Source organism: Paenibacillus sp. Dod16, assembly GCF_049893405.1.
In the GTDB taxonomy this organism is placed as follows: Bacteria; Bacillota; Bacilli; order Paenibacillales; family Paenibacillaceae; genus Paenibacillus_AQ.
Window position 1 is genome coordinate 91,935 of the sequence record NZ_JBNDYG010000011.1, and the last position, 23,137, is coordinate 115,071.

Consider the following 23,137-nt stretch of genomic DNA (forward strand, 5'->3'; position numbering starts at 1 on the left):
TATGTTTGCATCTCTTATTCTTTGACAGAGCCCAGCGTCATCCCTTTAACGAAAAAACGCTGCAAAAAAGGATAGACCAGCAGGATGGGCGCCGCGCCGATAAAGATCTGTGCGGCATTCACCGTCGTCTGGGACAACAGCTCCATCTCTTTCGGGCTCATGCTCATCGAGCTCATGTCTCGCTGGATAATAACCGTCTGCAGGAAGGTCGCCAGCGGGAAGTCCTTGGCATTGTTCAGGTATAGCAGCCCGTCAAACCATGAGTTCCAATGGAACACCATGCTGAACAGCGCAATCGTGGCAATCGAGGGCAGCGAGATCGGCAAATAAATTTTAAACAGCGTTTTAAAATGGCCGGCTCCATCAATGAAAGCTGCTTCCTCCAGTTCTTTCGGAATCCCCCTGAAGAAGTTCAGCATCAGGATCACCAGAAAGGTATTCACGGTGCCGGGAATGACCAGCACCCAGAAGGAGTTGATCAAGCCCAGCTTCTGAATCACGATATAGAATGGCACCAGGCCGCCATTAAACACCATGCTGAACACAAACAGCCAGGAATAAATACTGCGGCTGCGGAAGACGCGGTTCTCCTTGGACAGCGGGTATGCAGCCAGGAACGTTACGGCAAGCGTTAGAGCCGTTCCTAATACGGTACGCGCAATGGAGATCCAGATCGAGTGCAAAAACGCCGGGTTATTGATCGTTTTCTTGTAAGCCTCCAGCGAAAAATCGACCGGCCATAATCCCACCAGACTGGCGTCGGCAGCGGCTTTGGAGCTGAACGAAATCGCCAGCACATGAAGCAGCGGAATGATGCAGAGAATGGCCAGCGCGACAAGCAAGCAGGTATTAAACACGTTAAATATGCGGTATTCCATCGTTTTATGGTACATGGCTCTCCCTCTTTCGCTCTGCTAGAATATACGGTAGCCCGCCCACTTGTAGGCCAGCCGATAGGATACGAGAATAAGGGCCATGCTGATCACCGATTTAAACAAGCCGATGGCCGTTCCAAACCCCATCTCGCCATTCAGGATTGCTGTACGGTATACAAAGGTATCGATAATATCGCCTTTCTCGTATACCAGCGGATTGTACAGGTTGAAGATTTGGTCAAACCCGGCATTCAGGATGTTGCCCAGCGCCAATGTTCCGACAACGATCGTGATGGAAATCATGGCAGGGATCGTGATATGAAGCGTTTGCTTCAGGCGTCCCGCTCCATCCATCTCCGCAGCTTCGTACAAGGTCGGGCTAACACCGGCCAGCGCAGCCAGGAATACAATCGTATTGTAGCCAAACTCCTTCCATACGTCAGACACGATCACCGTGAACCGGAACCAGTTATTGTCTCCGAGAAAAAAGATCGGATCGATGCCGACGGCCGCCAGAATCCGATTGGCAAAGCCGTCCACGGCGAGCATTTCGATCAAAATTCCGCCCAGGATGACCCAGGACAAAAAGTGGGGCAAATACACCATCGTCTGGATGCTCCGCTGAAGCGCCGTTTTTCGAATTTCATTCAGCAGGATGGCAAACACGAACGGAATCAGCAGATTGAACACGATTTTCATCACCGCGATGACCAAGGTGTTCCATATGACCTGCATGCTGTCCTGCCTTTCAAACAAATAACGGAAATTGTCCAAGCCCACCCATGCGGAGCCGCCAACGCCCTCCCACGGCTTATAGTCCTGAAAAGCCATAATGATGCCGCCCATCGGCAAATAACTGAATAAGAACAGACAGATAAGGGCCGGCAGCAGCATGACGTGGAAAGGCCATGTTTTTTTCATCCTCTTCATCCAAGATCCTCCCGTTAAATCAATCTACCTCTTGATTATAGGACCCGTCCCACGGGACGCAGTAGCCCACAAAACCAATATTCATGGCACGATAGCAATCAATTTGCGGCGGCTCCAATGGCACAAAAAGGACGGCCTTTGGCAGGCCGCCCTTCATAAATCGGTAACCAAAACTACTTCACGCTTTGATACCATTCGTTAACCTCTTTGGTGATCTGTTCACCGCCTCCCGCTTTCCACGTCTCTACAAATTTATCAAACGATTCAACCGGCTGCTTGCCGTAAATGATCTCGTTCAGGGTTTGATTCTCGATCTTCAGGAGATAATCCCACTTCGATTTCATGGTGGCGGTAACCGGTCCCGTAAACATGTTCTTCTTGGAGATCTCCTCTTGGGAGAGGAGCACCTCGGCAGCGGCCGGCGTATCCTTGCCATAGTTGACCGCGACATCTTTTTCGAGACGGCTCTCCGGCTTCTCCCCTTTTGCCAGCTTCAGCAGCGCCTTCATCTGCTCGTCCGGAATCCGGGCACCGTCGCGGACCAGCAAATAACGGACGACATTGACATAACCGCCTTCGATTTGATCGTTCGGAACCATTTCGCCATTGGCATCGAGCTCGAAGTCATAGCCTTCGAACAGTCCATTGGCAAATTCGCCGCCTTCCTTGGACACGGCAAAGTTATCAAACAGGTAGTTCTGATACGTGAAGAAAGCTTCAGGATGCTCCATGTCTTTATGGATCAGGGTAACGCCATTTGTATACTGCGTTCCATGCCGCATCGCAGTGCCATCAGGACCAGCCGGAATTTGCACAGGCTTCCAGACGGCTTCCGGCGCATTCTTCACGGTATCGATCAGCGGCCAGCCGCTCATCCAATAGGGCCCCGGAATGATCCCGGCCGTTCCGGCTACAGCCGGCTCGGCAGTCTTATTCTCATCCCACAGTGCGGCTTCCTTCGGAATATACCCTTTATTCATCCACTCGTTCAGCTTCGCCAAGCCTTCCTTCATGCCTGGATGGACCGAGCCATATTCCAGGCTTCCGTCCTCAGCCACGTTCCACTGCTGCGGCAGCGTTCCGTAAGCGCCGAATATCCAGGACGGATCGCCCATCCAGGTGCTCATGGACGTTTTGAAGCCAATGCTGAGCGGGGTGACTTTGTCCGGGGCTAGACCGGAAGGGTTCTGGTTCTTGAAGGCCTCCATCACCTGCTCAAGCTCATCCATCGACTTCGGTGCGCTCATCCCCAGCTTGTCCAGCCAATCCTGCCGGATCCATAATACATAGTCGTGATTATAGGCAAAATCCAGTACCGGAAGCCCCATTCGCTTACCGTCCCGGCTGTACTGATTCCACACATTGGAATCCAGATTCATCGCGTTCTTCCACGTTTCCGATGCATACTGGTCAAACAGCGTGCCTACCTCGGCAAACATGCCGGAATCGATTAAATCCTGGGCCAGCTGCTGATTTTCGGTGCCGAGCGTGACGATATCCGGCATCTCCTGTCCGGAGGACATAGCCAGACGCAGCTTGGTTGCAAAAGCGCCGTTGGTATCCGTAATGGACCACAGCGATTTGATGTTGATGCCGAACTTCTCCTTGGCCCACTTCGTAGCCACGTTGTTCTCGATCGTTTCCCCATTCTTGAATTGCAGCGTTGGATCGACGCCCCACACCGTCGTAATCGTAACTTCCGGATCGTATTTGTCTTTGTAGACGTTTTCAGTTTTGGATTCGGCTGGCTGCTGTGCCGATTCCGGCTTCGGCTCGCTCCCGGAGCATCCGGCCAAGGATCCGGCCAGCAACAAGGACGCGGCCAGGATCGGGAACCATTTCTTTCTTCTAGCGTTCATATCTAAATCCCCCTTCTACCACCTTATGGATTACATGTTTAATTATAGAGGGGCCGGCAGTCGCATCCTATGTCACGAATCGAAGATTTCTGCACCTTTAGCAACATCCTTGGTCTCTGTATTCGTTCGGCGTCATCCCGTAGTGCTTCCGGAACATCTTGCTAAAATACTGCGGGTTCTGGTAGCCAAGCTCAGCGGTAATTTCATAAATCTTTTTGTTTGTATGCTTCAGCAGGTATAACGCCCGCTCCATTCGCTTGCGGATAATATAATCGCCAAGTCCCTCTCCGGTTTCACTCTTATAAATCTTGGATAAATACACCGGATGCAGAAATACCCGGTCCGCAATCGTCTTGACGGACAGGTCATGACCCGAATCGGCAGTCACCATCTCCTGAACCTGTTTGATGATATGGCTTTTGCTCGTTGTCTCCTGCTCGGAGGAGATATCATGAAGTTTGTTCAGCATATCAAGCGACCAGGAACGCAGCTTCGCAGCCGACTGAACCACCTGCTGAATATACAGGGGATCCCAGCCGGCCTGATCGAGCTGATGAACGTAATGGCCCTGCTTATGAGCCAGGTACATAAAGGCATTCGCAACCGATAAAAACATTTCATACAACGCCGTCTGCCCAATGAATGCGGTTTCAATCTCTGCAAAGACTTGTTCTATTTTGTCCCGGGCGGCATCCCACTGCCTTGTCTCCAGCAGATGCAGCAGACTGGGCGGTTTGGCAAAAGCCTGGGTCACGTCCCATACAGGCTCACGCAGCCGGCCATCATGGTCTTCAGCAAACCGGATGGCTTCATGATCTCCGTTTCGCCAGAGGTAAAGCGAGCTTAATCCCGACCGGTAAACGGATGCCAATTCCTTCGGAAAATCAAAGGAGGCCGACACGAGAACTGAAATGCTTCCCTTCAGATAGCTGTCCACATCCTGTTGAAACTGGATTACATACTGTTTCAATGCGCGGGAATCCGCGAATGGATTCATTTCTTCAACCTTGGACTGAGCTAACAGAATCAAGCCGTTATGCGGCGTTTTGCTGGACCATACATGGAGCAGCTCGGCAAATACCTCCTCCGCAATATTACCGATGGCATATTCCATCAGGCTGACCGAATGTTCGTCCATCCTTGTAAATTTCTGCCCGAGCTGGATCAGCAGCATGACCGTCCGCCGGTCTGTTCGGAGCGGGATCTCGTATTCATGCAGCTTGTGTTCGAGTGAAGGGCGCGGGATCTCGCGTCCAAGCAAGAGATCATGCATGAGGCTGTTTCGCAGAATGCCGAGATCCGATTTGCGGCTGTACATCAACTGATGGTACTGCCCAAGCTCCTTCCGCTCCTCCTTGATTGACGCCAAGGCGGAGCTCACGCTGCGTATGAATTCATCATCGTCCACCGGCTTCAAAATGTAATCGGATGCCTGCAGCCGAATCGCCTGCTTGGCATATTCAAAATCCGAATAACCCGTAAGCAAAATGCAGCGGATATGCGTCCACCGCTCGGTTATGGTCTCCATCAGCTCCAGGCCGGTCATGACCGGCATCCGAACATCCGTGACCACCACATCGATGTCCTCCTCCTCCAGCAGGTCGATCGCCTCCAAGGCGGAAGAAGCCTGATACACTTCTTCAATATCCAGCTCACGCCATGGTATCGTCTGATATAAACTTTCCGTGACATAACTCTCGTCATCAACCAATAAGATATTCATTCATTCCCTGCCCCCTGCCCTGACTTTGATTGATTCCTTCCGAGCGATCCGGCAGCGGCCAATAGAGCACAGCCCGTACGCCGCCCTGCGGAGATTCCGCAAACCGCAGGCCCGCTTCTTCGCCATAACGCAGCCGCATGCGCTGGTGAACATTCCAGACGCCGCATCCCATCTCCTGATCCATCGGCTTGTTCAACCGAGCCTCCAGCTCGGCCAGCTTCTGCCCGTTCATGCCTATTCCGTTATCGTCCACTTGGATGCAGGCCATGCCGTCCAGAATTCGGAAGGTTACCCTGATCTCGCCATCACCCGAATGAGGTTCAATGCCATGCAGTACGGCATTCTCTACCAAAGGCTGAATGACCAGCGGCGGGATCTCCATGCCTTCAGCTTCTTCCGTCAAATCGAGATGATATTTCAGACGCCTCATTCGCATCTGCTGTATTTCCAAATAATGCGTAACGAACTCCATCTCATCGGGCAAGGGAACCAGTTCCCTTTCCTGACGCGTGGTATACCGGAAATACCGGGACAAGTTGTGCGACATCGCCACGACGGCTTCGTATTTCCGAAGCTTCGCCATACTGGTGATAAACGAGAAACAATTATAGAAGAAATGGGGATTGATCTGGGACTGCAGCTGCTTCAGCTTCGCTTCCCTGACGTGGATCTTCTCCATGTATACATGCTCGAACAGCTCCTGGATCTGCTCCACCATTGAATTGAATCTCGTAGCCAGAAAACTGAACTCGTTTCGGCCCGATACCTTCATCCTCACCGCGTAATCCCCGGCCTGCAGCCTGCGGAACACATAAACCAGCTGCTTGATCGGAACCTGGACCTGGGAGTACAGCAGGTATGCGGCGAGGCAGCTCATCAAGAGCAATGCGGCGATCGATATATAAAAGAGCCTGTTGGACGTATGGATCGGCTTCATAATGTCCGATAGCGGAATATAGTCTATCAAATACCATCCGGTCGTTTCCGATAATACGATGCTGACCGAATAGGTTTTGCCGCCCACTTCCTTCACGCGGTTCTCCACGTCTTGAAGCGGCTCCCGACCCAGCTCCGCAATCATATGGTTAATCAGTTCCTGGTCCGCGGTACGGTTGTAAATAACGCCGGTATCCGGTTTATAGTAGAACGGATCGCTCCTTCCGTCGCTTTTAAAGCGGTCCAGCATATCCTGAATGTTGGTGCTGTCGAATTCAACCTTGATCACGGTATTCGCCTTGCCTGTATGATGCTGGGTGGAATACGGTGCCACCGAATACCAGACAAACAGGAACCGCCGATCGCTCCCCTCATCATAAGAAGTAACCTGCCAGCCCGGCTTCACGTCCTCCGCAAGCTCTTCTGGCGAGTAAAAGCCGGCATCGCTTTCGGTGACCACCCGCCCAAGGGACGGGGAATAAATGGCCAGATGGCTGCGCCAGTTCGAAGAGCTCTCCTGTATGCTCAGCTTCGTCTGGATCTGCTTCACGAGGTTAATCGCGTCCAGGTTCAGATATTTATCCTGCAAATAAATATCCCGAAAGCTTGAAATATCCGGGTCATGCAGCAGCAAATTCGGCCACGATGCCAATATATCGATATTTGTGTTCACCTGATTCTGAAAGAAGACGAGCTGGTTCGTATTCGATTGGCTGAGCTCCTTGCTGAGCACGTTTGTCGTGGTTTGGTTCGAATAGAAATAGAGGCCGACAATCGGAATCAACATCAGGAAAATAAACAGCATGATTTTTCGGAACAGATTAAATTTGGACATACATCGGCAGCCCCTTGGGTTTATGTAGTATGAGAAATTCATTTATAGAGCGAAATATGTTTATTATATCGGAGTTCACCCTGCACCGTGTAGGGCATATTAGCAAGATTTCAGACACTTTCGAAGGGATTGTTGCGAAACGCGTTAGCGTCCGCAAAGAGTTGCACTAAACAAGAAAACAGGATCCCGGCCTGAGAGACCGGGATCCTGTTAAATATGCTATGAAAAAATATATGCCTTACATGAGTCCATCCATCAATGGCCTGACGGCTGTGTCTCTTCCGTTCCCGTCTCGGGTTCAGGAGGCGCATTGCGGAAGGCGGCCACGATCAGCATACAGATCACCGCCATCACCGCCATCACCACAAACAGGGAATTCAGGCTGCCCTCCAGTATTCCGCTCAGCAGGCTGCCTGAACCTTCGGGCAGTTCAGCCATGCCATGCGGAGAGAGCAGCTTATTAATATCGTCGCTGGTAATGCCTGCGGCATCCGGCTCCGCCGCAAGTCTGCCCGCAATTCCCGCATTGACCCATAATCCGAACACCGCTACGCCCACGGTCTGACCGAACGTGCGGATGAAGGAGTTCAGCGCCGTGGAAGCTCCCCGGACCTCATAACCCACCGAAGATTGCGCGATGATCTGAAACAAGGTGGAGATATATCCGAAGCCGACCCCATAAATGAACGTAAAGACCAGCAGCACTCCCAGCGCCGTATCCTTATGCATGAACGCCAATCCCACCGCTCCGATGATTAGAAATACGACGCCGATAATCGCCGTTTTCCGGGAACCGGATTTAATGATCAAGCGCCCGCTGATAATCGAACCGATCAGCCATCCGATCGACATCGGGGCTAATGTCAGGCCCGACAAGGTCGCGTTGCCGCCCCGAACCCCTTGAATCCACAGCGGCAAATACGTGGTCAGCCCGATAATAAGCGCGCTTACCAGAATATTGGCTACCGTCGATACCGTAATATCCCGGATCTTGAACAGATGGAGCGGCAGCATCGGCTCCTTCACCCGGCTCTCCACCACCAGAAACGCAGGGAGCAGCACCACGGAACCGATCATCAAACCGAGCATGAACGGAGAAGTCCAGGAATAGCTCTCTCCGCCGCCTACCGCGAGCGCAAACAACAGCGCCGTCATTCCCACGGTAAACAGGGCCGCTCCCCCGTAATCGATCGATACTTCGCGGGTGGTGCGCTCCTCTTTGAAATAACGGAAAATCAGCCATATCGATAACAGCGCAAACGGTACATTAAAAACAAAGATCCAGTGCCAGGACAGGTAATCCACGAAATACCCGCCAAGCAGCGGTCCGATCAGAGAAGAGATACCCCATACGGAGCTGATCATCCCCTGAATCTTCCCTCGTTCCTCCAGATTGTAAATGTCTCCGACAATCGTAAAGGTCACCGGAATAACCGCACCGGCCCCAATTCCTTGGATTGCCCTGAATATGATCAGCTGCGTCATGTTCTGCGACAGGCCGCACAGCAATGAGCCTACGAGAAAGATCAGCGAGCCGTATAAAAATACGGGCTTGCGTCCATATAAATCGCTTATTTTACCGAAGATCGGCGTTGTTACCGCCATCGTCAGCAGGTAGGCCGTAAAAATCCAGCTCATGAGGCTTACGCTGCCGAAGCTGCTGATAATGGCCGGTCCCGCCGGGCCGACTACCGTTCCTTCGATCGCAGCCATGAAGGTGGATAACAAAATACCGACCAGGACATAACTGCGTTTGTCTTGTTTTAATACACCCACGTTCCTTCGTCCCCTTTACTCTAGACAGCCCCGGCATAATTCCAGTCCCTGCTGTATCAGGTTTCCGATATGTGTCCTTCTGATAAGGATAAAAACCGGGGCCAACAGCATAAAAGCGCCTCCCGATACCAGGAGCGCTTTCACATCATGTAACATTTCTATTGTAAGGGTTACAACGAAGGTTGCACAGTCATTTTCCCGCTTCGCAGATGAATAAAGGAAGTGGCATGTCTCTTCATGAGCTCGGGATCGTGCGTAATCATCAATATGGCCGAACCTTCCCCAATGACAAAACGGCACAGCTCGATCACCTTATCGATGGCGGCATAGTCCATCCCCGACGTCGGTTCGTCCAGGATGTACAGCGCTCTTTGCAGCATCAATTGGCTGATGATGCTCAGAAGGCGCTTCTCCCCCTGACTGAGCAGGTAGGGAGACATTTGAAGCCGATCCGTAAGTCCCGCTTTCTCCAAAAGAAACCTAGCGCGCTGCTGCTGGCCAGCAGACAGCTCCGGACGCTTCTTCACGGACACCCCTCCATGAAGACTGTAAATCAGTTCCTCCCACACATTCGGGGCGGTAAACATATATTCCGGCTGCTGGAACACATAGCCGATCATCTCGGCTCTGCGGTAGACGGCCATTCCCTTCGTATCTTCCCCTTGCCAGCGTATGCTGCCTGCCGGGGCCTGCAGCAGTCCCATGATCAGGCGGCTGAGGGTCGTTTTGCCGGACCCGTTCTCCCCGGTCAGCAGCACCCAGTCGCCGGGATCAATCTTCGCATCGATATCGCGCAGCGCCTCCCGGCCGCCGGGATAGGCAAACGTCAGCGAATCAATCTGGAGCAGCGGGGAGACGGCAGACAGCCTCGCGCCTTCCGCATTGGGTACCGCCGCAGGCACGTCACCTGCGGGAATCGGTACTTCCGCACGGGATACCGATGCAGGCAGGGAACCTGTGGGGATCGGCACTTCCGCACGGGGTTCAGCCGACTGCGGAGGAGTTGCCGCCGGGACAGGCTTGTCCCCGGCGGCGGCACCCGCTGCCTCGCCTGCGGGCCGAGGCAGCAAGCCCAGCTGCACCAACTGCTCCCCGCAGCGGTGCAGCAGCTCCTCCGGCGGCCCGTCGAGCACGACGGTGCCGCCGTCCAGGACGATGACGCGCCCTGCGGCGCGCGCGACATCGTCAAAGCGGCCGGACGCGGTGATCAGCGTCCGGCCCTCCGCCTGCAGATTGCGGCACAGCTGCAGGAAGTTCGCCTGCGCCGCGGCATCCAGGCTGGCGCAGGCGTCGTCGAAGACGAAGAGCCGCGGGCGCAGCGCCAGCACCGCGGCAATGGCCGTCCGCTGCCGCTGTCCGCCGGACAGGCTGCGCACCGGATCCATCCGGCGCTCCAACAGCTCGACCGCCGTAAGGGACTGCACCACCCGCTCCTCAATCTCAGCGGGTGAAACCCGCATATTTTCAGGACCGAAGGCCGCCTCGTCCTCTACGATGCCCTGAACGAGCTGTGCATCCGGATCCTGAAATAATACCCCTATCGCCTCGGCCACCTCGGCAATCGGCGCCGTGGCGGGATCGAAACCATTAAGCAGCACTTCCCCAGTTCTTGTACCTCCGCCGCTCCGCGGAAGAAGACCGCACAGCAGCTGGCACAGCGTTGACTTCCCGCTGCCGCTTGCCCCGAGGATCGCGACCCACCCGTTCTGCTCGATCTCCAGATGGAGATCCTGTATAACCGGGCGCTCTTCTCCATCGTAAAGAAATCCGAGGTCCCGGCATGTTACCGTTGATCCCGACATGGAACTATCCCTTTACGGCGACGGCAAACCGGCGAAGCAGGCCTGTCTTCACTAACGCCTCTCCTAACACTTTGGTTAACAGACCGCAGAGGAGCACGCCGCTCAGAATGCGCACGACCAGCGCAATACCAAGCACTTCAAGCGGCCAAGACGTATATCCGAACATGTTGGCCGCGAACAGAAACCACAGCGGTACCATCGCGCCGCCAACCAGCATGAGCACGCCGGCACTCCACTTTTTGTGGCGGTAGATGGCAAAAATCGTCTCGGCTACGATCATATAACAGCCTGCTGCCACAAAACACGAAGCGATTCCGTATACCGTCCCCGTCAGAGCCTGAATCGTGCCGCCAATCGCAAACGTGACAACCGCCGTTCCCGGTTTACGAATGATGTAATAGGCTAAGAGCCCGTATACCATGTAGATGCCTGTTGTCGTCGAAGTTGCGATGGGCCCGCCAAGACTGCTCAGCAGTTTGTTAACCGGCCCTATGTACACCGTTAGAACGGCATTGACCGCAGCGAGCATCGCCATCAGGATAATTTCCTGGGTCGTAAAAGCAAACCATTTTTTTGGAGATGATGATGTATTCAAATGTAGTCCTCCTTAATTCCAGCCATGATTGGCTGTACTAGCACTTTCGGATGCTTCATTTCATATTTTGCATGCTTCCGCCCCAATCGTCAACCTTATTTTTAATATAAAAGGTTAACAATTTAAACAATCCACCACACAAAAACCGTTACTAACACATACATGACAGCCGATATGACCGCCCATAAAGGAATGTTAACCTCCGTACGGTACGTTCGTTCCGGATACGCGCCAAAGCCTTTGGACTCCATGGCACCCGCCGTTTGCTGCACGCGCCGCAGCGCATTGAGCAGAACAGCCGAGACAAACTTCAAGCCATAGCTGATGCGGTTACCGAGGCCCCTTGGTGGTCGATGGCCCCGTACCTGCTGGGCAGCCAAAATATGGGTTCCCTCTTCCTCCAACAGCGGGATAAAGGTTAGCGCAGCGGATATGCCAAACGCAAACCGGTAAGGGATTCGAAGACGTCTGGTCAATTCGGCTACCAGTTCTCTCGGATCTGTCGTCAAAATATAAGCCATCGAGGTTAGAAACAAGGTAAACATCCGGAGCGTCATGGCACCCGCAGCGTTTAGCGCCTCCACTGTCAAGGAGATGGGTCCCCACTGCAGCCATGCGGTCTCTCCTTTGACCGTCAGGCTGGTCAGAATGAAATAGGGTACTGCAACGATCGCAATCAGCCGGATCCCTCCAAGCAGCCGCTTGCCTGACACCTGGCCTGCAAATCGGGCTTGTCCAATGCATAACAGAAAGAATAACGCCTGCTGCCAGGCCTGATCAAGCAGCATGGCTATCACAGCGGTGCAAAATAATATCACCAGCTTGCTTAATGGATCATATCGATGAAGAAGCGTGTTACCCTTCTCATATTGAATCAGCAAATTACAACTCCTGCCTTTCTATCGACCTTGCCCAATCTTTTCTTAACCGTGAAAAAACGACGGCATCCACATAACCGCTTGGCGTATGGCGATAATCTCTTAAGACGCCTTCGCGCGTATAGCCGATCCTCGTAAACCAACGACATGCCCGTTCATTTCTCGAATCAACAAAAGCTTCAATCCGGTTTAGTCCCATGGACGTATACCCAAATGCCGCAGCCATTTCGGCCGCCTCCGACATAAAGCCCTGCCCCCAAAAAGCGCTTGTGAGCTCACAGCCGAACTCGCCTTTGAACGCGCCATCCAGCTGCCAAATATTGAACCCGCAGCTGCCGATCAATTGGCCTGTGTCGATGGCTTCGATGCCCCAGCGGATGGCCTCGTCCTGCTCGGCAAGCAGATGCAGCCAATGAATCAAAGCCTTTGCGTCCTCAGCCGAATGCATGGCGGGCAAATCCAGAAAAGCGTTCGTATTCGGATCGGACCAGCAGCGGAACATCGCTTCCGCATCATCCGTCTCCAACCTGCGCAGCCGTATTCGCCGGCCATTCATTTCCGGAATGATTCCCTTGCAGACATACATGGTTTTTGCACCTCCTTGCAAAAAATCCGACTTGTATCGGCTGTTTCCGGTGATACTATGTCGTGTATAAAAGAGTATAGCGAATATTTAACCCGCGTCCTGGTCATCCTTCAGTATCTTTAGAAGCTGGATGTATCTATATTGATGGATTCGGGAGGCTTCCGTCAATATGCATGTTACAGCCCCGTTGAACAGTACCGAAGAAGGAGGAAAGTCATCTGAGTATGAATATCGCGATTATCTTGCTGTTCACCGTCGTTATCATTCCCGCTGCCATTACACAAATCGGATATCTGCAGATTACAAGGATGAGAGTAAAGAACGATCTTAGGCTGTTCACCGTTCTGGAAAAAGCCGGACTGTACAGCAGAGAGCAATATGAGTCCCTTCAGAAGAACGAAGTCGTCATCACAAGTTTTGACGGTTTAAAGCTGTGCGGCGCAGCCATTGAGAACAATCCCGGCTCCAAGCATTGGATGCTTCTCGCACACGGCTATACCGGATCCCGAGCGGTATCCACCCAATTCATCAATTTGTTCACAGAAGAGGGCTACAATGTCCTTCTCATCGACCAACGCCGCCATGGGCGAAGCGAAGGACGTTATACCACATACGGCTATTATGAGAAACACGATGTGCAAGCGTGGGTACGCTGGCTTACTCGGCAGTATGGCCAGGATGTGGCCATCGGGCTTCATGGTCAATCGCTGGGAGGCGGGACCGTGCTTGAATATTTGTCCATTGCCGAGCCGCAGGTCAAGCTTGTCATCGCCGATTGTCCGTATTCCGATTTGACCGATTTAATGCGGCATCAGCTTACACGCATTAACAAAATCCCTTCGGTGCCGTTCCTGTCTTGGGTCAATGCCAGAATACGGCGCAAAGCCGGGTTCAGCCTCGATCAAGTCAGTCCGATCCGTGCTGTTCGGAACAGTACGCTCCCGGTTATGTTTATCCATGGAACCAAGGATAATTACGTGCCTACCCGAATGAGTATCGAGATGTTTGAGGCCAAACCGGAACCAAAAAAACTTCTTCTTATCGAAGGCGCTATCCATGCAAACGCTTATCACGTTGATCCCAAGCAATATCGGGAAAGCGTGCACTCTTTCCTTCGTGAACATATAGATCAACCCGTAAGAGCACCGCAGGTGGACGCTGAACGAGCATCACAGCCGGATACGGAAGCTGCGCCTTTCCAGCTGGAGTTGGACGGCTCACTTGAAACGATATAGACCGGAGCTGATACTTCATATCCCTTCAAAAAAGCCCCCGCCTGCACGCGTAAGAACCAGCGTGAGTCGGGGGCTTCTTCTAATGTTATGCTGTTATCTGCCTACGCCATGGAGTCTGCCTTCTTCGGATTTACCGGTTTAAGCACTTCATCACAAAGCTCCTTAAGCCTGCTCTGGATTTCCTTGAATTCCTCGATCCCGGCTCCAGTGAGACTGTATCCTTCCCCGTGAGCCGTCAGAAAGTTCTCCTCGGTCAAGCGTTCGAGCTCATGCTTAACCTCCCGGTCGCCAACCTTATATCCATGGCGCTCCAGCTCGGGCTGCATCTCGCTGATCGTTAGGTCCCGCTCATGGGCGTGATAGAGCATGTGAATACCGATAAACAAATTCTGTACGTCTGCCCGCATTAAGGTCTCTCCCTCCATCTGATTAAAATTGGATACCTGGTCATGTCATACATTACCCTTGCGCCTGGAAGAGGAATCAGCCGGATCCTTTTGATGCTTCTCTTCTCCGTGGCTTGTCCCTTGACGAATATCATATACTTATACTAAGGTCATAAAACCAAGCGAATAAAGGAAGGACGGAAATCCACATGTTTCAAAACACACCCTATGAAGGCACCCGGAGCGAGCAATACACCCAGGTCCTGAACCAGTTAAAAGCACTTATACACGATGAGCCCAATGCCATTGCCAATTTGTCCAATGCCTCTGCGCTCCTCAAGCAGTTTTTATCGGATACGAACTGGGTCGGCTTCTATCTCTATGATGGCAAAGAACTGGTGCTCGGGCCGTTCCAAGGACTGCCCGCTTGCATTCGGATTCCGATGAATCGTGGCGTTTGCGGCACGGCTGCGGCTGAACAGACGACACTGCTTGTTCCCGATGTACATGAATTCCCCGGGCACATTGCCTGTGATGCAGCTTCGAACAGCGAGATTGTCGTTCCGATAATGGTGGATGGAGCATTGTATGGCGTTCTCGATATCGATAGTCCGCTAAAGAACCGTTTCGACCAGGAGGACCAGGCTTTTCTGGAGGAGTTTGTCCATATATTGGAGGGCCAACTCACTTTATAATCAGGATGTTTTCACGTATTCTTCCGTACACTAACCAAGGATTTGAAACCACAATTCTTAGGAGGAATACACGCTATGTATCAAATGAATAACAATAACTCGCAAATTTCGCAGCAAATTCGTCAGTGCGAGCAAATTCTTCAGCAGCTAACCCAACAAACGCAGCAGGCTTCGGCTATGTACCAGCAGCTGATGCAGCAGGAGCAGCAAAATACAGCCCGTCTGGAGGAGCTCGCTCAGCGTGAACGCCAAGCGGCACAGATGATCCAATCTGCCCTTCAAGGCCATCAACAAGCGATGCAGCAGTATCAGCAAATCTCCCAAATCGTTAGACAAGTCGAGAATTCCGTGCAAGCTCACAACCAAACACAGCACATTCAGCCTTCGTTTGGCCAACAGGGTTTTCCTAATACACATCAGGGCCAAGGCTTCCAATAAGCATAAGAATGTTAAAAGGGGTATCTCCTAGGTCGATAAGACCTGCGAGATACCCCTTCCATCATTATTTACTTCTTCTCTTCACTTACGCTGAATTCGATCTCGGCTTGTATCTTATACCTCTTTGGCTCTTCCCCACTCGAACCGCCCTGGTCCGCGCCGTGCGACTGTGAATCAATCACGAAATCCGCAGATCCGTAGACGACGTAGCGCCCGCCCGGAAAACCATCCTTCAGCGAATGGATGAAATCCTTGTACCTTTTGTCGTCCCTGCTGTCGTAACCGCCGCCGATTTTGTAATATTCGCGCAGTGGCTCGCCCTTCTTCAGCTTGGTAGTAATATAGGGCTCATTCATAGCGTAACTGATGTTGTAGTCCCTTGTGAGCTCTTTCATCGGGAAATAAAAGGCGGAGGCCGCATGACCGATCGTAATCTCATCCTTTTCGCCGATATACTCCAGCTCCCCGTATACTTGAACTTGATCTCCCTGTTCATACTTCTCTTTCTCGCTAACGATTCGATACACGAAGTCGCCGTCGGTCATTTCAGCCTGACTACCCCTGGCAGCATTATTCAATGTAGGATCAGACGAAGCCGCCCCCTGTGTCTCCTGCTTCACACAACCTGTTAGCATAATAAGCATCAAGATAAACCCCATATAAAGGTATCTTTTCATCTTTACTTTCACCTCAACCTCCAGACGGATGAACTGAAGGCAATGTTGCATAGAAATGCAAAAAAACCGATCCAAAACCCCTCAAATTTGCGAAGTTTTGGATCGGCTTATAATCAAACTGTTCTATATAATGGCAGCCTGAGTTATGATGGCCGCAGGATACATTGAATTTTCATGACTCGTAAATGTTCTTTACCCGTCCCACCTGGCCATCTTGAAGGCGTACTTTAATGCCATGTGGATGGTTCGGGGAATTGGTCAGAATATCCTTGACCACGCCACGGGTTAATTTGCCCGTTCGCTGATCCTGCTTCAATACGATATCAACCTCAAGTCCCGGTTTGATATTGGAACGCTGCCCACCATTCATCGTCGTCCCTCCTGTCCATTTCTTGATGCTGTCCGTTCTCTATTGTCAACCTTACTGAAATCAATGGTGAAAAGCAAATCCCGAATAACAAAGGACTGCCCGTTACAGATCATTCAGATCGATTCGGACAGTCCTTCTATCTCATGCTAAGTATGAATATATACTTAATGAAAAAATGACACTGATGCGTTATAGGACGCTTCCGCCATGCACGAAGCGATTTTTCCAGGAATCACCGAAGGTACCTACCAGGACACCACCGGATTGTTTCGAATACGTATGCAGCAGCTTATTGTCTCCCAGATAAATAGCTACATGCGTGATCCGCTGTTTGGACTTGTCCAATCCGGCATAGGCGGATGCCGATGAACCTCTGTAACTCATAAAGAATACCAGATCCCCGCGTTTTAATTGATTAACGTTATATACAGCAGTTCCTTTGTCCTTGATGTACTGCCCTTGCTTGCGGGAATCGCTTGGCAGCGTAATGTTAGCGCCGTCCATAAATGCGCGGCGGACAAAGGCCGAGCAGTCAAAGGTTCTCGTTGAATTGCGGTTAGAACCGAATTCATATGGCGTGCCCAGATACTTCATGCCTGCACTGATTACTTTTTCAACGCTTGCACTCGCAGAAGGCGCAGTGCTTCCCGAATTGCCGGAATTGTTAGAAGAGCCGCTGCTTTGGTTAATATATTTAGAGGAAGCATAGCCTTGCTTACCCTCCGAAGTTTTAATCTTATACCACCCTGAGCTGCTGCCCAGAATTTGAACGCTGTCACCTTTATACACACGGTCCAAGACTTTACCCGAAGTCGAAGGCTGATTGCGCATGTACACATTCGAGCTTGCTACACCTTTGGTTACAGACTGCACGCTGGCAGCAGACACTTCATTCACAGACCCATATCCGTAAGAACCAAGAACCGCTGCTGATAACAGCGCTCCGGCCATCAATTGTTTAAAGCTTTTTTTCGAGAAAATAATGATCTCCCCCATCTCGTTAGATTGTGGAATGACGAAATTGTCATTTTTCGTGATCCCGCAATCATTATAGACAGGCTATGTCTCGGGACGCATGCTACCATCCTCACAAAAACGCATGCCAACTATTGGTAAAGAGGGGGACTTTAGTCTCTTTTTATACTTGAATTTAGTATAAATAGATTATTTTAGAAAAAAAGATGCCAAAATAACCCAACCATTCCGGTATAACGAACGCCGGAATTCTCTGTTGGGTCTTTCTACTTACCATATATACGTATCTTTTCTTGTTATTGTTGCATGAGAGAATATATTTGAATCCTTCCGACAGCTAAAAAAGCCTGTCCAGACGGGTGTATCCCCCATCTGACAGACTTTAGTTTATCGTACATCCTAAATTTCATTCCACTACAATTTTGTAAACATTTAACCTTATGGCCTCTTGGAATAGAGCGGATACCCAGTGTTTTCCGGTACGTCAATCAGGATGACCCTGACATTCTCTTGCGCCTTAAGGCTTAGCGTCTCGCCATGCTTCGTATCCATTACCATAAAGTCCCGCTGACGAAATTGGAGGCTCTCCTCTTCGGCACAAAAGCTGCCCGCTCCCCTCACGGCAAGCACAGCCGCTCTCCTGCCGGACTTCAATTCATACTGAGCTTCGTTCCCGGCCAGAATCTGAATATCCAGCATCCTCACATCAACGGATAAATCAGTTGGTGCAGAACCGCCAATCATCGTTTTAACCAGCCCTCCCTGTATGCGGGTTACCGGAAAGGAATCCGGTCGATACTGACGACAGGCAGGATTCTGTTTCAATGAATCGCGAAGATACGGCTCGAACCAAATCTGAAATCCTTCTGCATCCGGCCCAGTGAGACGTTCCTCGTGCGTTAGTCCAGAACCCGCCCTCATCAATTGCAGGCCTCCAGGCCCCAACTCATTGTGCGTACCATGCGAATCCTTATGAACGCCCTTCCCCTGAATCATATAAGTTACGATTTCAAAACCCTGATGGGGATGAGGCGCGATATAACCTTCGACGGGCGAACGGAACCAGGACCAATAGAAAAGCGGTCCCACCCGGGTCACGGCAGACCCTTCTCCGGAGAAACCGATCGGCTTCTGCTCCGTTATCCTTCCTCCATCGAGAACGCCCTTGCTCTGATCCTCAGGTGGATATACATTTCCTATCATGTCCAGTCTCCTCCTTTCACCCATCCATGATGACCTTGAACAGGTGCTGCATTGATTGTCTCGGCTTTAAGATAGTATCCACGATAACAGAATATATATCAACATCCTTAAATTCCCTTATTGAGGATGCATATTTGCGAATCACTTTTCAGTTTATTTTCAGTTTACGTTCAGTCTTCATTCAGGATGAGCACGTATGATAAAGTTGAAGGAATGAGATAAGGGGAGTTTTGTGCTATGGAATCAATGCATCGTATTCGCATTTTGCTCGTGGATGACGAGCCGCATATCCTGCAGTTTCTGGAGCTTGGTCTCCATAATGAAGGGTTTGAGGTGCGAACGGCCCCCGATGGGGAACGTGCAATAATGGAAGCAAGCCGATTCGAGCCGCATATCATCGTTCTCGATGTGATGATGCCGGGAATGGACGGACTTGCGGTATGCAGACGGTTGAAGGAGGCGGGCCGGGATGTCGCGATCATCATGCTTACCGCAAAGGACGAGATTGATGACCGTGTGAAGGGCCTCATGATTGGCGCGGATGATTACATGGCCAAGCCCTTCAGTTTCGAAGAGCTGCTTGCCCGAATTCAAGCAAGGCTGCGCAATCAGTTCCCGAGCCTGCTGGGTGAACTCCAGCTTGGCCCATTCACCATCGACGACCGCAAGAAAGAAATTGCATACCATGGGGAGGCTCTTGAGCTGTCACCCACGGAGTATAAGCTGCTTAAACTGCTTGTGACCAAACACGGCAGTGTTTTGAGTAAACCCAACATTTTGAATATTGTGTGGGATTATGACTTTGGCGGAGAGGACAACATCGTGGAGGTTTATATCCGATCCCTGCGCGAGAAGCTCAGCGATAAGGAACACCGGGTCATTCGCACGCTTCGCGGAGCCGGCTACCGGGTTGATTTGCCATGAGTTTACGAAATCGGACAGGTTCATCCGGACCTACGTCTCTACGTACGCAGCTCTTGTCACGATCCCTCATCGTCTTGGCGCTTCTGCTCGTGCTGATCGGCGCATTGCAATATGTGTTAATGAAAAATGCCCTGCTCCGCAATCAAGCCGAGGCGTTATCCCTTCAGGCCCGCTCTATCCCTGTGGAGGTGTGGGAGCCTGATCGGGAGCCGCGTAACCGGTCTGCAGGGCGAAATAACGAAGCCCTTCCGGAAAATCCACGTCAGGGAGACAGACCTATGTTTTTTCTGCCGAATATGTCGCTTGCCAAGATAGAAGCTGACGGAGGCTACACCGACCTCGCCGCTGGCAATGGTCTGTCCGCACCACAGCTGACAGTAGAGGCTTATTCAGCGATTCTGAAAAAATTCCAGGGGCGTCAGCCTATTTCGTATGAAGTGATCGACAATGCCGAAGGCATCGAGCAGATCATGGTCTTTCGTCCTTACGGCAACCCAAACAGCCCCTCAGGTGTGCTGCAGCTTGGATTGGATACGCAGCCGCTGCATGCCGTTCTGTTGCGGCAGCTGCTGATTTTTGCCGTACTGGCTTTACTTGCCATGGCTGCGGGGATTGCATTGTACCTGCCATTGCTGCGCCGGACGCTCCACCCGCTGAACCGAATGGTCGAAACCGTAGAACGCACGGATGCCGGAAATTTGGCGGAGCGTTTTCCCGCCGTGCAGGGTCAACGGGAGATTGACCGCTTGGCCGAATCGTTTAACGGCATGCTGGAAAGGCTCGAGGATGCGTTTGAAGCCGAACGCGAAGCCAAAGAGCAGATGCGGAGGTTTATTGCCGATGCTTCCCATGAGCTGCGAACGCCGCTTACTTCGATTCACGGCTTTCTGGAGGTGCTGGGCCGCGGCGCCGCAGACAACCCGGAGCAGCTGCATGCTGCACTATCCAGCATGCACGGGGAATCCAAGCGCATGAAGAAATTGGTTGAGGATTTACTTCTGTTAGCCAAGCTTGACCGCAAGCCGGAGCTCCATCTGCAGGAGACCCGCCTGGATCAGCTGCTGCTTGAAATGGAGCCTCATCTACAGATGCTTGCCCAAGGCAGGAGTGTAGCGATTCAAACGATACCGGTGCTGTGCCGGTGTGACCCCGATAAGATCAAACAGGTCATCTACAACCTCTTTCATAATGCGGTACAGCATACTGACTCTACCACAGGGCAGATTACCGTATCGGTTAATAAAACCAAGGACCAGGTCGTATTGCGGGTTGCCGATAACGGAGCCGGGATTCCGAAGGAGCATCTCCCCCATCTGTTCGAGCGCTTCTACCGTATCGACGAATCCCGGACCAGACAGTATGGCGGTGCGGGTCTTGGATTATCCATTACCCAATCCATCATTTCCGCGCATGGGGGGCAGATGAGCGTAGACAGCACGGTCAACCAAGGAACGGTTTTTCGTGCCGAGTGGCCGGGCATCATTCCTTAGCCTGTAATCCCCTTCATGCACCGTTCGTTCACGGAGCGGCTGTCTGTAGATACCTTTCGTTTCAGCAGTGGTTTCCGCTGTCTTTGCTAACATATTTTTTCCTTAAATCTTTACAATTTGGTACAATACAGTCGGTACTAGAATGTCGAATGAAGGGACTATGATCGATATGTTCAAAATCTTTATTGTCGAAGACGATACCGGACTGGTTAACCTGCTGAAAGAGTATCTTCATAAATTCGGTTACATCACGCAGTCCGTTCATGACTTCGAGACGGTACGCGATCAATTTGAATCGTATGACCCCCACCTTGTGCTTCTGGATATCAATCTGCCAAAATACGACGGCTATTACTGGTGCCGCCAGTTCCGCAGCCTCTCCACCTGCCCGATTATTTTCATCTCCGCCCGTGACGGGAAAATGGATCAGGTGATGGCCTTGGAAAACGGCGCCGACGATTATATAACCAAACCTTTTGACTACGAGATTGCCATGGCCAAAATCAAGAGTCAGCTCCGGCGTGCCTACGGCTCCTATGCTGTCGCTCAGAATGAGCGGGTTCTGAGCGTCGCCGGACTTACGCTCGACGTTGAACGTCTCTCTCTGTCCCTTGAGCATACCCAGACGGAGATCAGCCATACCGAAGCCAAAATATTGGACGAGTTAATGAAGAAGCCCGAGCAGATCGTCAGCAGAGACCGGCTTCTCGAGAAAATATGGGATGATCAGGCCTTTGTGGACGATAATACGCTGAACGTATACATCACCCGCGTCCGCAAGAAACTCGCTGCCCTCGGGATCGAGGATGGCCTTCAAACCGTGCGCGGTCGCGGCTATCGACTGGTACCGAACTGGAGGGACGAAGCATGAAGCTATTCCTGCAAGAACAGCGTCCCTTAATAATGGTATACATTGCCCAGCTTATGTTGATAACGCTCATTTACAGACTGGATGGTTATCGCAATTTGACGGTCAGTCTATACGCGGGCATCATCAGCTTACTGCTGCTTCTCGGCTATCTGGCCTTTCGCTTTATTGCCAACCGTTCGTTCTATAAACGATTAGAGCAGCCACTCCCGGGAGAATCCCTCACCGGCGAATCCTCGGCAGAATCCTCTCACACTCCGCTCGCTGAAGCGCTTCATCAGCTGCTAAAATCCAGTTCCGGCATTACACCACGGATCTGCATAACTATAAACATAAAATTGAAGGACATCTTCAGTTCATCAACCAATGGGCCCACCAGATGAAAACGCCGATTTCGGTCATTCACCTGATTCTTCAGGATGACGATGATCCCCGTTTCGCCGCGATCGGCGACGAGCTGGACCGACTCAAAAAAGGGCTTGATCTGGTGCTGTATACCGCAAGGCTTGATACGTTCGAGCATGATTTTCACGTGGAGAACCTGCCGCTTCAACGAATCGTCCGTCATGTCACTTCCGAGCAAAAGCGTTTGTTTATCCGGCGGAGAATTTACCCGTCCATCCGGATCGATTCCGGACTAACGGTGGCCACCGACGAGAAATGGCTCTCTTTTGTGCTGACGCAGCTGCTGACCAATGCGGTTCGGTATACGCTGAAGGAACAAGGCACCCTCTTTTTTAACGGCTACACCCGGGAGAATCAAGTTGTGCTTGAGATCCGGGACGAAGGGATCGGCATTCCCCAAAGCGACCTGCCTCGGGTATTCGCCCCCTATTTCACCGGAGAGAACGGTCGCAGGTTCCAAGAATCGACAGGCATGGGGCTGTTTCTTGTCAAACAAATATGCGATAAGCTTGGACATGCCTTCGAGATCGAATCCAAAGTGGATGAAGGAACGACGGTCCGTATCATTTTCACGGATTCTTCAGGCCACATTGCACAATAGCTCCATGGCAAGCGGAGCCTCTGCTTAGTGCCCATTCGGATACTATGGCAGCGGCAGTCCCTGATCTAACTTACG

General features: G+C 51.7%; 21 protein-coding genes and 1 pseudogene. 7 read left to right on the forward strand and 15 right to left on the reverse strand.

Annotated features, from left to right (window positions below):
• Positions 1-14: 14 nt before the first annotated feature.
• From ACPV3A_RS11150 to ACPV3A_RS11195, 10 genes are all read right to left on the reverse strand, one after another.
• The gene (locus ACPV3A_RS11150) at positions 15-893 is read right to left on the reverse strand and encodes a carbohydrate ABC transporter permease (protein ID WP_113058259.1); all 879 of its coding nucleotides are present in this window, start codon (positions 891-893) and stop codon (positions 15-17) included.
• Between the two features lie 21 nt (positions 894-914).
• The gene (locus ACPV3A_RS11155; protein WP_426199587.1) at positions 915-1,805 is read right to left on the reverse strand and encodes an ABC transporter permease; all 891 of its coding nucleotides are present in this window, start codon (positions 1,803-1,805) and stop codon (positions 915-917) included.
• A 173-nt stretch (positions 1,806-1,978) separates the two neighbouring features.
• The gene (locus tag ACPV3A_RS11160; protein ID WP_339295555.1) at positions 1,979-3,664 is read right to left on the reverse strand and encodes a sugar ABC transporter; all 1,686 of its coding nucleotides are present in this window, start codon (positions 3,662-3,664) and stop codon (positions 1,979-1,981) included.
• Positions 3,665-3,761: 97 nt separating this feature from the next.
• On the reverse strand, positions 3,762-5,387 hold the full coding sequence (locus ACPV3A_RS11165; RefSeq protein WP_426199590.1) for a response regulator transcription factor: 1,626 nt from the start codon (positions 5,385-5,387) through the stop codon (positions 3,762-3,764).
• A complete protein-coding gene (locus tag ACPV3A_RS11170; RefSeq protein WP_194540887.1) occupies positions 5,368-7,158 on the reverse strand; it encodes a sensor histidine kinase in 1,791 nt (596 codons plus the stop codon). Before ACPV3A_RS11170 ends, ACPV3A_RS11165 begins: the two co-directional genes overlap by 20 nt.
• A 255-nt stretch (positions 7,159-7,413) precedes the next feature.
• Entirely contained in the window at positions 7,414-8,934 is a 1,521-nt protein-coding gene (locus ACPV3A_RS11175) for an MDR family MFS transporter (protein WP_426199592.1), read from the reverse strand.
• A gap of 170 nt (positions 8,935-9,104) precedes the next feature.
• Positions 9,105-10,736, reverse strand: a complete 1,632-nt coding sequence (locus ACPV3A_RS11180) for an ABC transporter ATP-binding protein (protein WP_426199594.1) — start codon at positions 10,734-10,736, stop codon at positions 9,105-9,107.
• A gap of 4 nt (positions 10,737-10,740) precedes the next feature.
• Entirely contained in the window at positions 10,741-11,271 is a 531-nt protein-coding gene (locus ACPV3A_RS11185) for an ECF transporter S component (RefSeq protein WP_071222298.1), read from the reverse strand.
• 182 nt (positions 11,272-11,453) lie between these two features.
• Entirely contained in the window at positions 11,454-12,212 is a 759-nt protein-coding gene (locus tag ACPV3A_RS11190) for an energy-coupling factor transporter transmembrane component T family protein (protein WP_426199596.1), read from the reverse strand.
• A 1-nt stretch (position 12,213) separates the two neighbouring features.
• A complete protein-coding gene (locus tag ACPV3A_RS11195) occupies positions 12,214-12,795 on the reverse strand; it encodes a GNAT family N-acetyltransferase (protein WP_426199598.1) in 582 nt (193 codons plus the stop codon).
• 224 nt (positions 12,796-13,019) lie between these two features.
• On the opposite strand from ACPV3A_RS11195, the gene ACPV3A_RS11200 reads away from it, so the two are divergent.
• Positions 13,020-14,030: an alpha/beta hydrolase gene (locus tag ACPV3A_RS11200; RefSeq protein WP_426199600.1), complete on the forward strand. Its 1,011-nt coding sequence runs from the start codon at positions 13,020-13,022 to the stop codon at positions 14,028-14,030.
• Positions 14,031-14,131: 101 nt separating this feature from the next.
• Here the strand turns inward: ACPV3A_RS11200 and ACPV3A_RS11205 are convergent, their stop codons facing one another.
• The gene (locus ACPV3A_RS11205; RefSeq protein ID WP_071221900.1) at positions 14,132-14,437 is read right to left on the reverse strand and encodes a hypothetical protein; all 306 of its coding nucleotides are present in this window, start codon (positions 14,435-14,437) and stop codon (positions 14,132-14,134) included.
• A gap of 188 nt (positions 14,438-14,625) precedes the next feature.
• Here ACPV3A_RS11205 and ACPV3A_RS11210 point away from each other — a divergent pair, with 188 nt between their 5' ends.
• Together ACPV3A_RS11210 and ACPV3A_RS11215 are read left to right on the forward strand one after the other, a co-directional pair.
• Positions 14,626-15,111, forward strand: a complete 486-nt coding sequence (locus ACPV3A_RS11210) for a GAF domain-containing protein (RefSeq protein WP_194540881.1) — start codon at positions 14,626-14,628, stop codon at positions 15,109-15,111.
• Positions 15,112-15,186: 75 nt separating this feature from the next.
• Positions 15,187-15,549 carry an AMP-dependent synthetase and ligase gene (locus tag ACPV3A_RS11215; RefSeq protein ID WP_071221902.1) on the forward strand — a complete coding sequence of 121 codons (363 nt, stop codon included), beginning with the start codon at positions 15,187-15,189 and terminating at the stop codon, positions 15,547-15,549.
• Between the two features lie 68 nt (positions 15,550-15,617).
• Here the strand turns inward: ACPV3A_RS11215 and ACPV3A_RS11220 are convergent, their stop codons facing one another.
• The 4 genes from ACPV3A_RS11220 to ACPV3A_RS11235 all read right to left on the reverse strand — a co-directional run bounded on the left by ACPV3A_RS11220 (position 15,618) and on the right by ACPV3A_RS11235 (position 18,774).
• On the reverse strand, positions 15,618-16,226 hold the full coding sequence (locus tag ACPV3A_RS11220) for a hypothetical protein (RefSeq protein ID WP_426199603.1): 609 nt from the start codon (positions 16,224-16,226) through the stop codon (positions 15,618-15,620).
• Between the two features lie 172 nt (positions 16,227-16,398).
• A complete protein-coding gene (locus ACPV3A_RS11225; RefSeq protein WP_053490029.1) occupies positions 16,399-16,596 on the reverse strand; it encodes a YwbE family protein in 198 nt (65 codons plus the stop codon).
• A gap of 189 nt (positions 16,597-16,785) precedes the next feature.
• Positions 16,786-17,592 carry a C40 family peptidase gene (locus ACPV3A_RS11230; RefSeq protein WP_194540879.1) on the reverse strand — a complete coding sequence of 269 codons (807 nt, stop codon included), beginning with the start codon at positions 17,590-17,592 and terminating at the stop codon, positions 16,786-16,788.
• Between the two features lie 417 nt (positions 17,593-18,009).
• Positions 18,010-18,774: a pirin family protein gene (locus tag ACPV3A_RS11235; RefSeq protein ID WP_194540878.1), complete on the reverse strand. Its 765-nt coding sequence runs from the start codon at positions 18,772-18,774 to the stop codon at positions 18,010-18,012.
• A gap of 237 nt (positions 18,775-19,011) precedes the next feature.
• Here ACPV3A_RS11235 and ACPV3A_RS11240 point away from each other — a divergent pair, with 237 nt between their 5' ends.
• The 4 genes and pseudogenes from ACPV3A_RS11240 (at position 19,012) to ACPV3A_RS11255 (ending at position 23,062) form a co-directional block, all read left to right on the forward strand.
• Positions 19,012-19,698 (forward strand): response regulator transcription factor, encoded by a 687-nt coding sequence (locus ACPV3A_RS11240; protein WP_426199606.1) that lies wholly within the window; start codon positions 19,012-19,014, stop codon positions 19,696-19,698.
• The gene (locus tag ACPV3A_RS11245) at positions 19,695-21,188 is read left to right on the forward strand and encodes a sensor histidine kinase (RefSeq protein WP_426199608.1); all 1,494 of its coding nucleotides are present in this window, start codon (positions 19,695-19,697) and stop codon (positions 21,186-21,188) included. Before ACPV3A_RS11240 ends, ACPV3A_RS11245 begins: the two co-directional genes overlap by 4 nt.
• A gap of 169 nt (positions 21,189-21,357) precedes the next feature.
• Positions 21,358-22,059 carry a response regulator transcription factor gene (locus ACPV3A_RS11250; RefSeq protein WP_426199610.1) on the forward strand — a complete coding sequence of 234 codons (702 nt, stop codon included), beginning with the start codon at positions 21,358-21,360 and terminating at the stop codon, positions 22,057-22,059.
• A pseudogene (locus tag ACPV3A_RS11255) lies at positions 22,056-23,062 on the forward strand (sensor histidine kinase). The gene ACPV3A_RS11250 and the pseudogene ACPV3A_RS11255 overlap by 4 nt, the downstream one beginning before the upstream one ends.
• Positions 23,063-23,137 lie beyond the last annotated feature (75 nt).

What these genes read in the sequence shown, in the direction of transcription:
- ACPV3A_RS11195 (WP_426199598.1), bottom strand. Translation starts at nt 12,795, where the DNA reads ATGTATGTCTGCAAGGGAATCATTCCGGAAATGAATGGCCGGCGAATA.
- ACPV3A_RS11245 (WP_426199608.1), top strand. Translation starts at nt 19,695, where the DNA reads ATGAGTTTACGAAATCGGACAGGTTCATCCGGACCTACGTCTCTACGT.
- ACPV3A_RS11250 (WP_426199610.1), top strand. Translation starts at nt 21,358, where the DNA reads ATGTTCAAAATCTTTATTGTCGAAGACGATACCGGACTGGTTAACCTG.
- ACPV3A_RS11150 (WP_113058259.1), bottom strand. Translation starts at nt 893, where the DNA reads ATGTACCATAAAACGATGGAATACCGCATATTTAACGTGTTTAATACC.
- ACPV3A_RS11230 (WP_194540879.1), bottom strand. Translation starts at nt 17,592, where the DNA reads ATGGGGGAGATCATTATTTTCTCGAAAAAAAGCTTTAAACAATTGATG.
- ACPV3A_RS11165 (WP_426199590.1), bottom strand. Translation starts at nt 5,387, where the DNA reads ATGAATATCTTATTGGTTGATGACGAGAGTTATGTCACGGAAAGTTTA.
- ACPV3A_RS11240 (WP_426199606.1), top strand. Translation starts at nt 19,012, where the DNA reads ATGGAATCAATGCATCGTATTCGCATTTTGCTCGTGGATGACGAGCCG.
- ACPV3A_RS11185 (WP_071222298.1), bottom strand. Translation starts at nt 11,271, where the DNA reads ATGGCGATGCTCGCTGCGGTCAATGCCGTTCTAACGGTGTACATAGGG.
- ACPV3A_RS11215 (WP_071221902.1), top strand. Translation starts at nt 15,187, where the DNA reads ATGTATCAAATGAATAACAATAACTCGCAAATTTCGCAGCAAATTCGT.
- ACPV3A_RS11170 (WP_194540887.1), bottom strand. Translation starts at nt 7,158, where the DNA reads ATGTCCAAATTTAATCTGTTCCGAAAAATCATGCTGTTTATTTTCCTG.
- ACPV3A_RS11225 (WP_053490029.1), bottom strand. Translation starts at nt 16,596, where the DNA reads ATGAATGGTGGGCAGCGTTCCAATATCAAACCGGGACTTGAGGTTGAT.
- ACPV3A_RS11220 (WP_426199603.1), bottom strand. Translation starts at nt 16,226, where the DNA reads ATGAAAAGATACCTTTATATGGGGTTTATCTTGATGCTTATTATGCTA.
- ACPV3A_RS11180 (WP_426199594.1), bottom strand. Translation starts at nt 10,736, where the DNA reads ATGTCGGGATCAACGGTAACATGCCGGGACCTCGGATTTCTTTACGAT.
- ACPV3A_RS11155 (WP_426199587.1), bottom strand. Translation starts at nt 1,805, where the DNA reads ATGAAGAGGATGAAAAAAACATGGCCTTTCCACGTCATGCTGCTGCCG.
- ACPV3A_RS11210 (WP_194540881.1), top strand. Translation starts at nt 14,626, where the DNA reads ATGTTTCAAAACACACCCTATGAAGGCACCCGGAGCGAGCAATACACC.
- ACPV3A_RS11160 (WP_339295555.1), bottom strand. Translation starts at nt 3,664, where the DNA reads ATGAACGCTAGAAGAAAGAAATGGTTCCCGATCCTGGCCGCGTCCTTG.
- ACPV3A_RS11235 (WP_194540878.1), bottom strand. Translation starts at nt 18,774, where the DNA reads ATGATAGGAAATGTATATCCACCTGAGGATCAGAGCAAGGGCGTTCTC.
- ACPV3A_RS11205 (WP_071221900.1), bottom strand. Translation starts at nt 14,437, where the DNA reads ATGCGGGCAGACGTACAGAATTTGTTTATCGGTATTCACATGCTCTAT.
- ACPV3A_RS11200 (WP_426199600.1), top strand. Translation starts at nt 13,020, where the DNA reads ATGAATATCGCGATTATCTTGCTGTTCACCGTCGTTATCATTCCCGCT.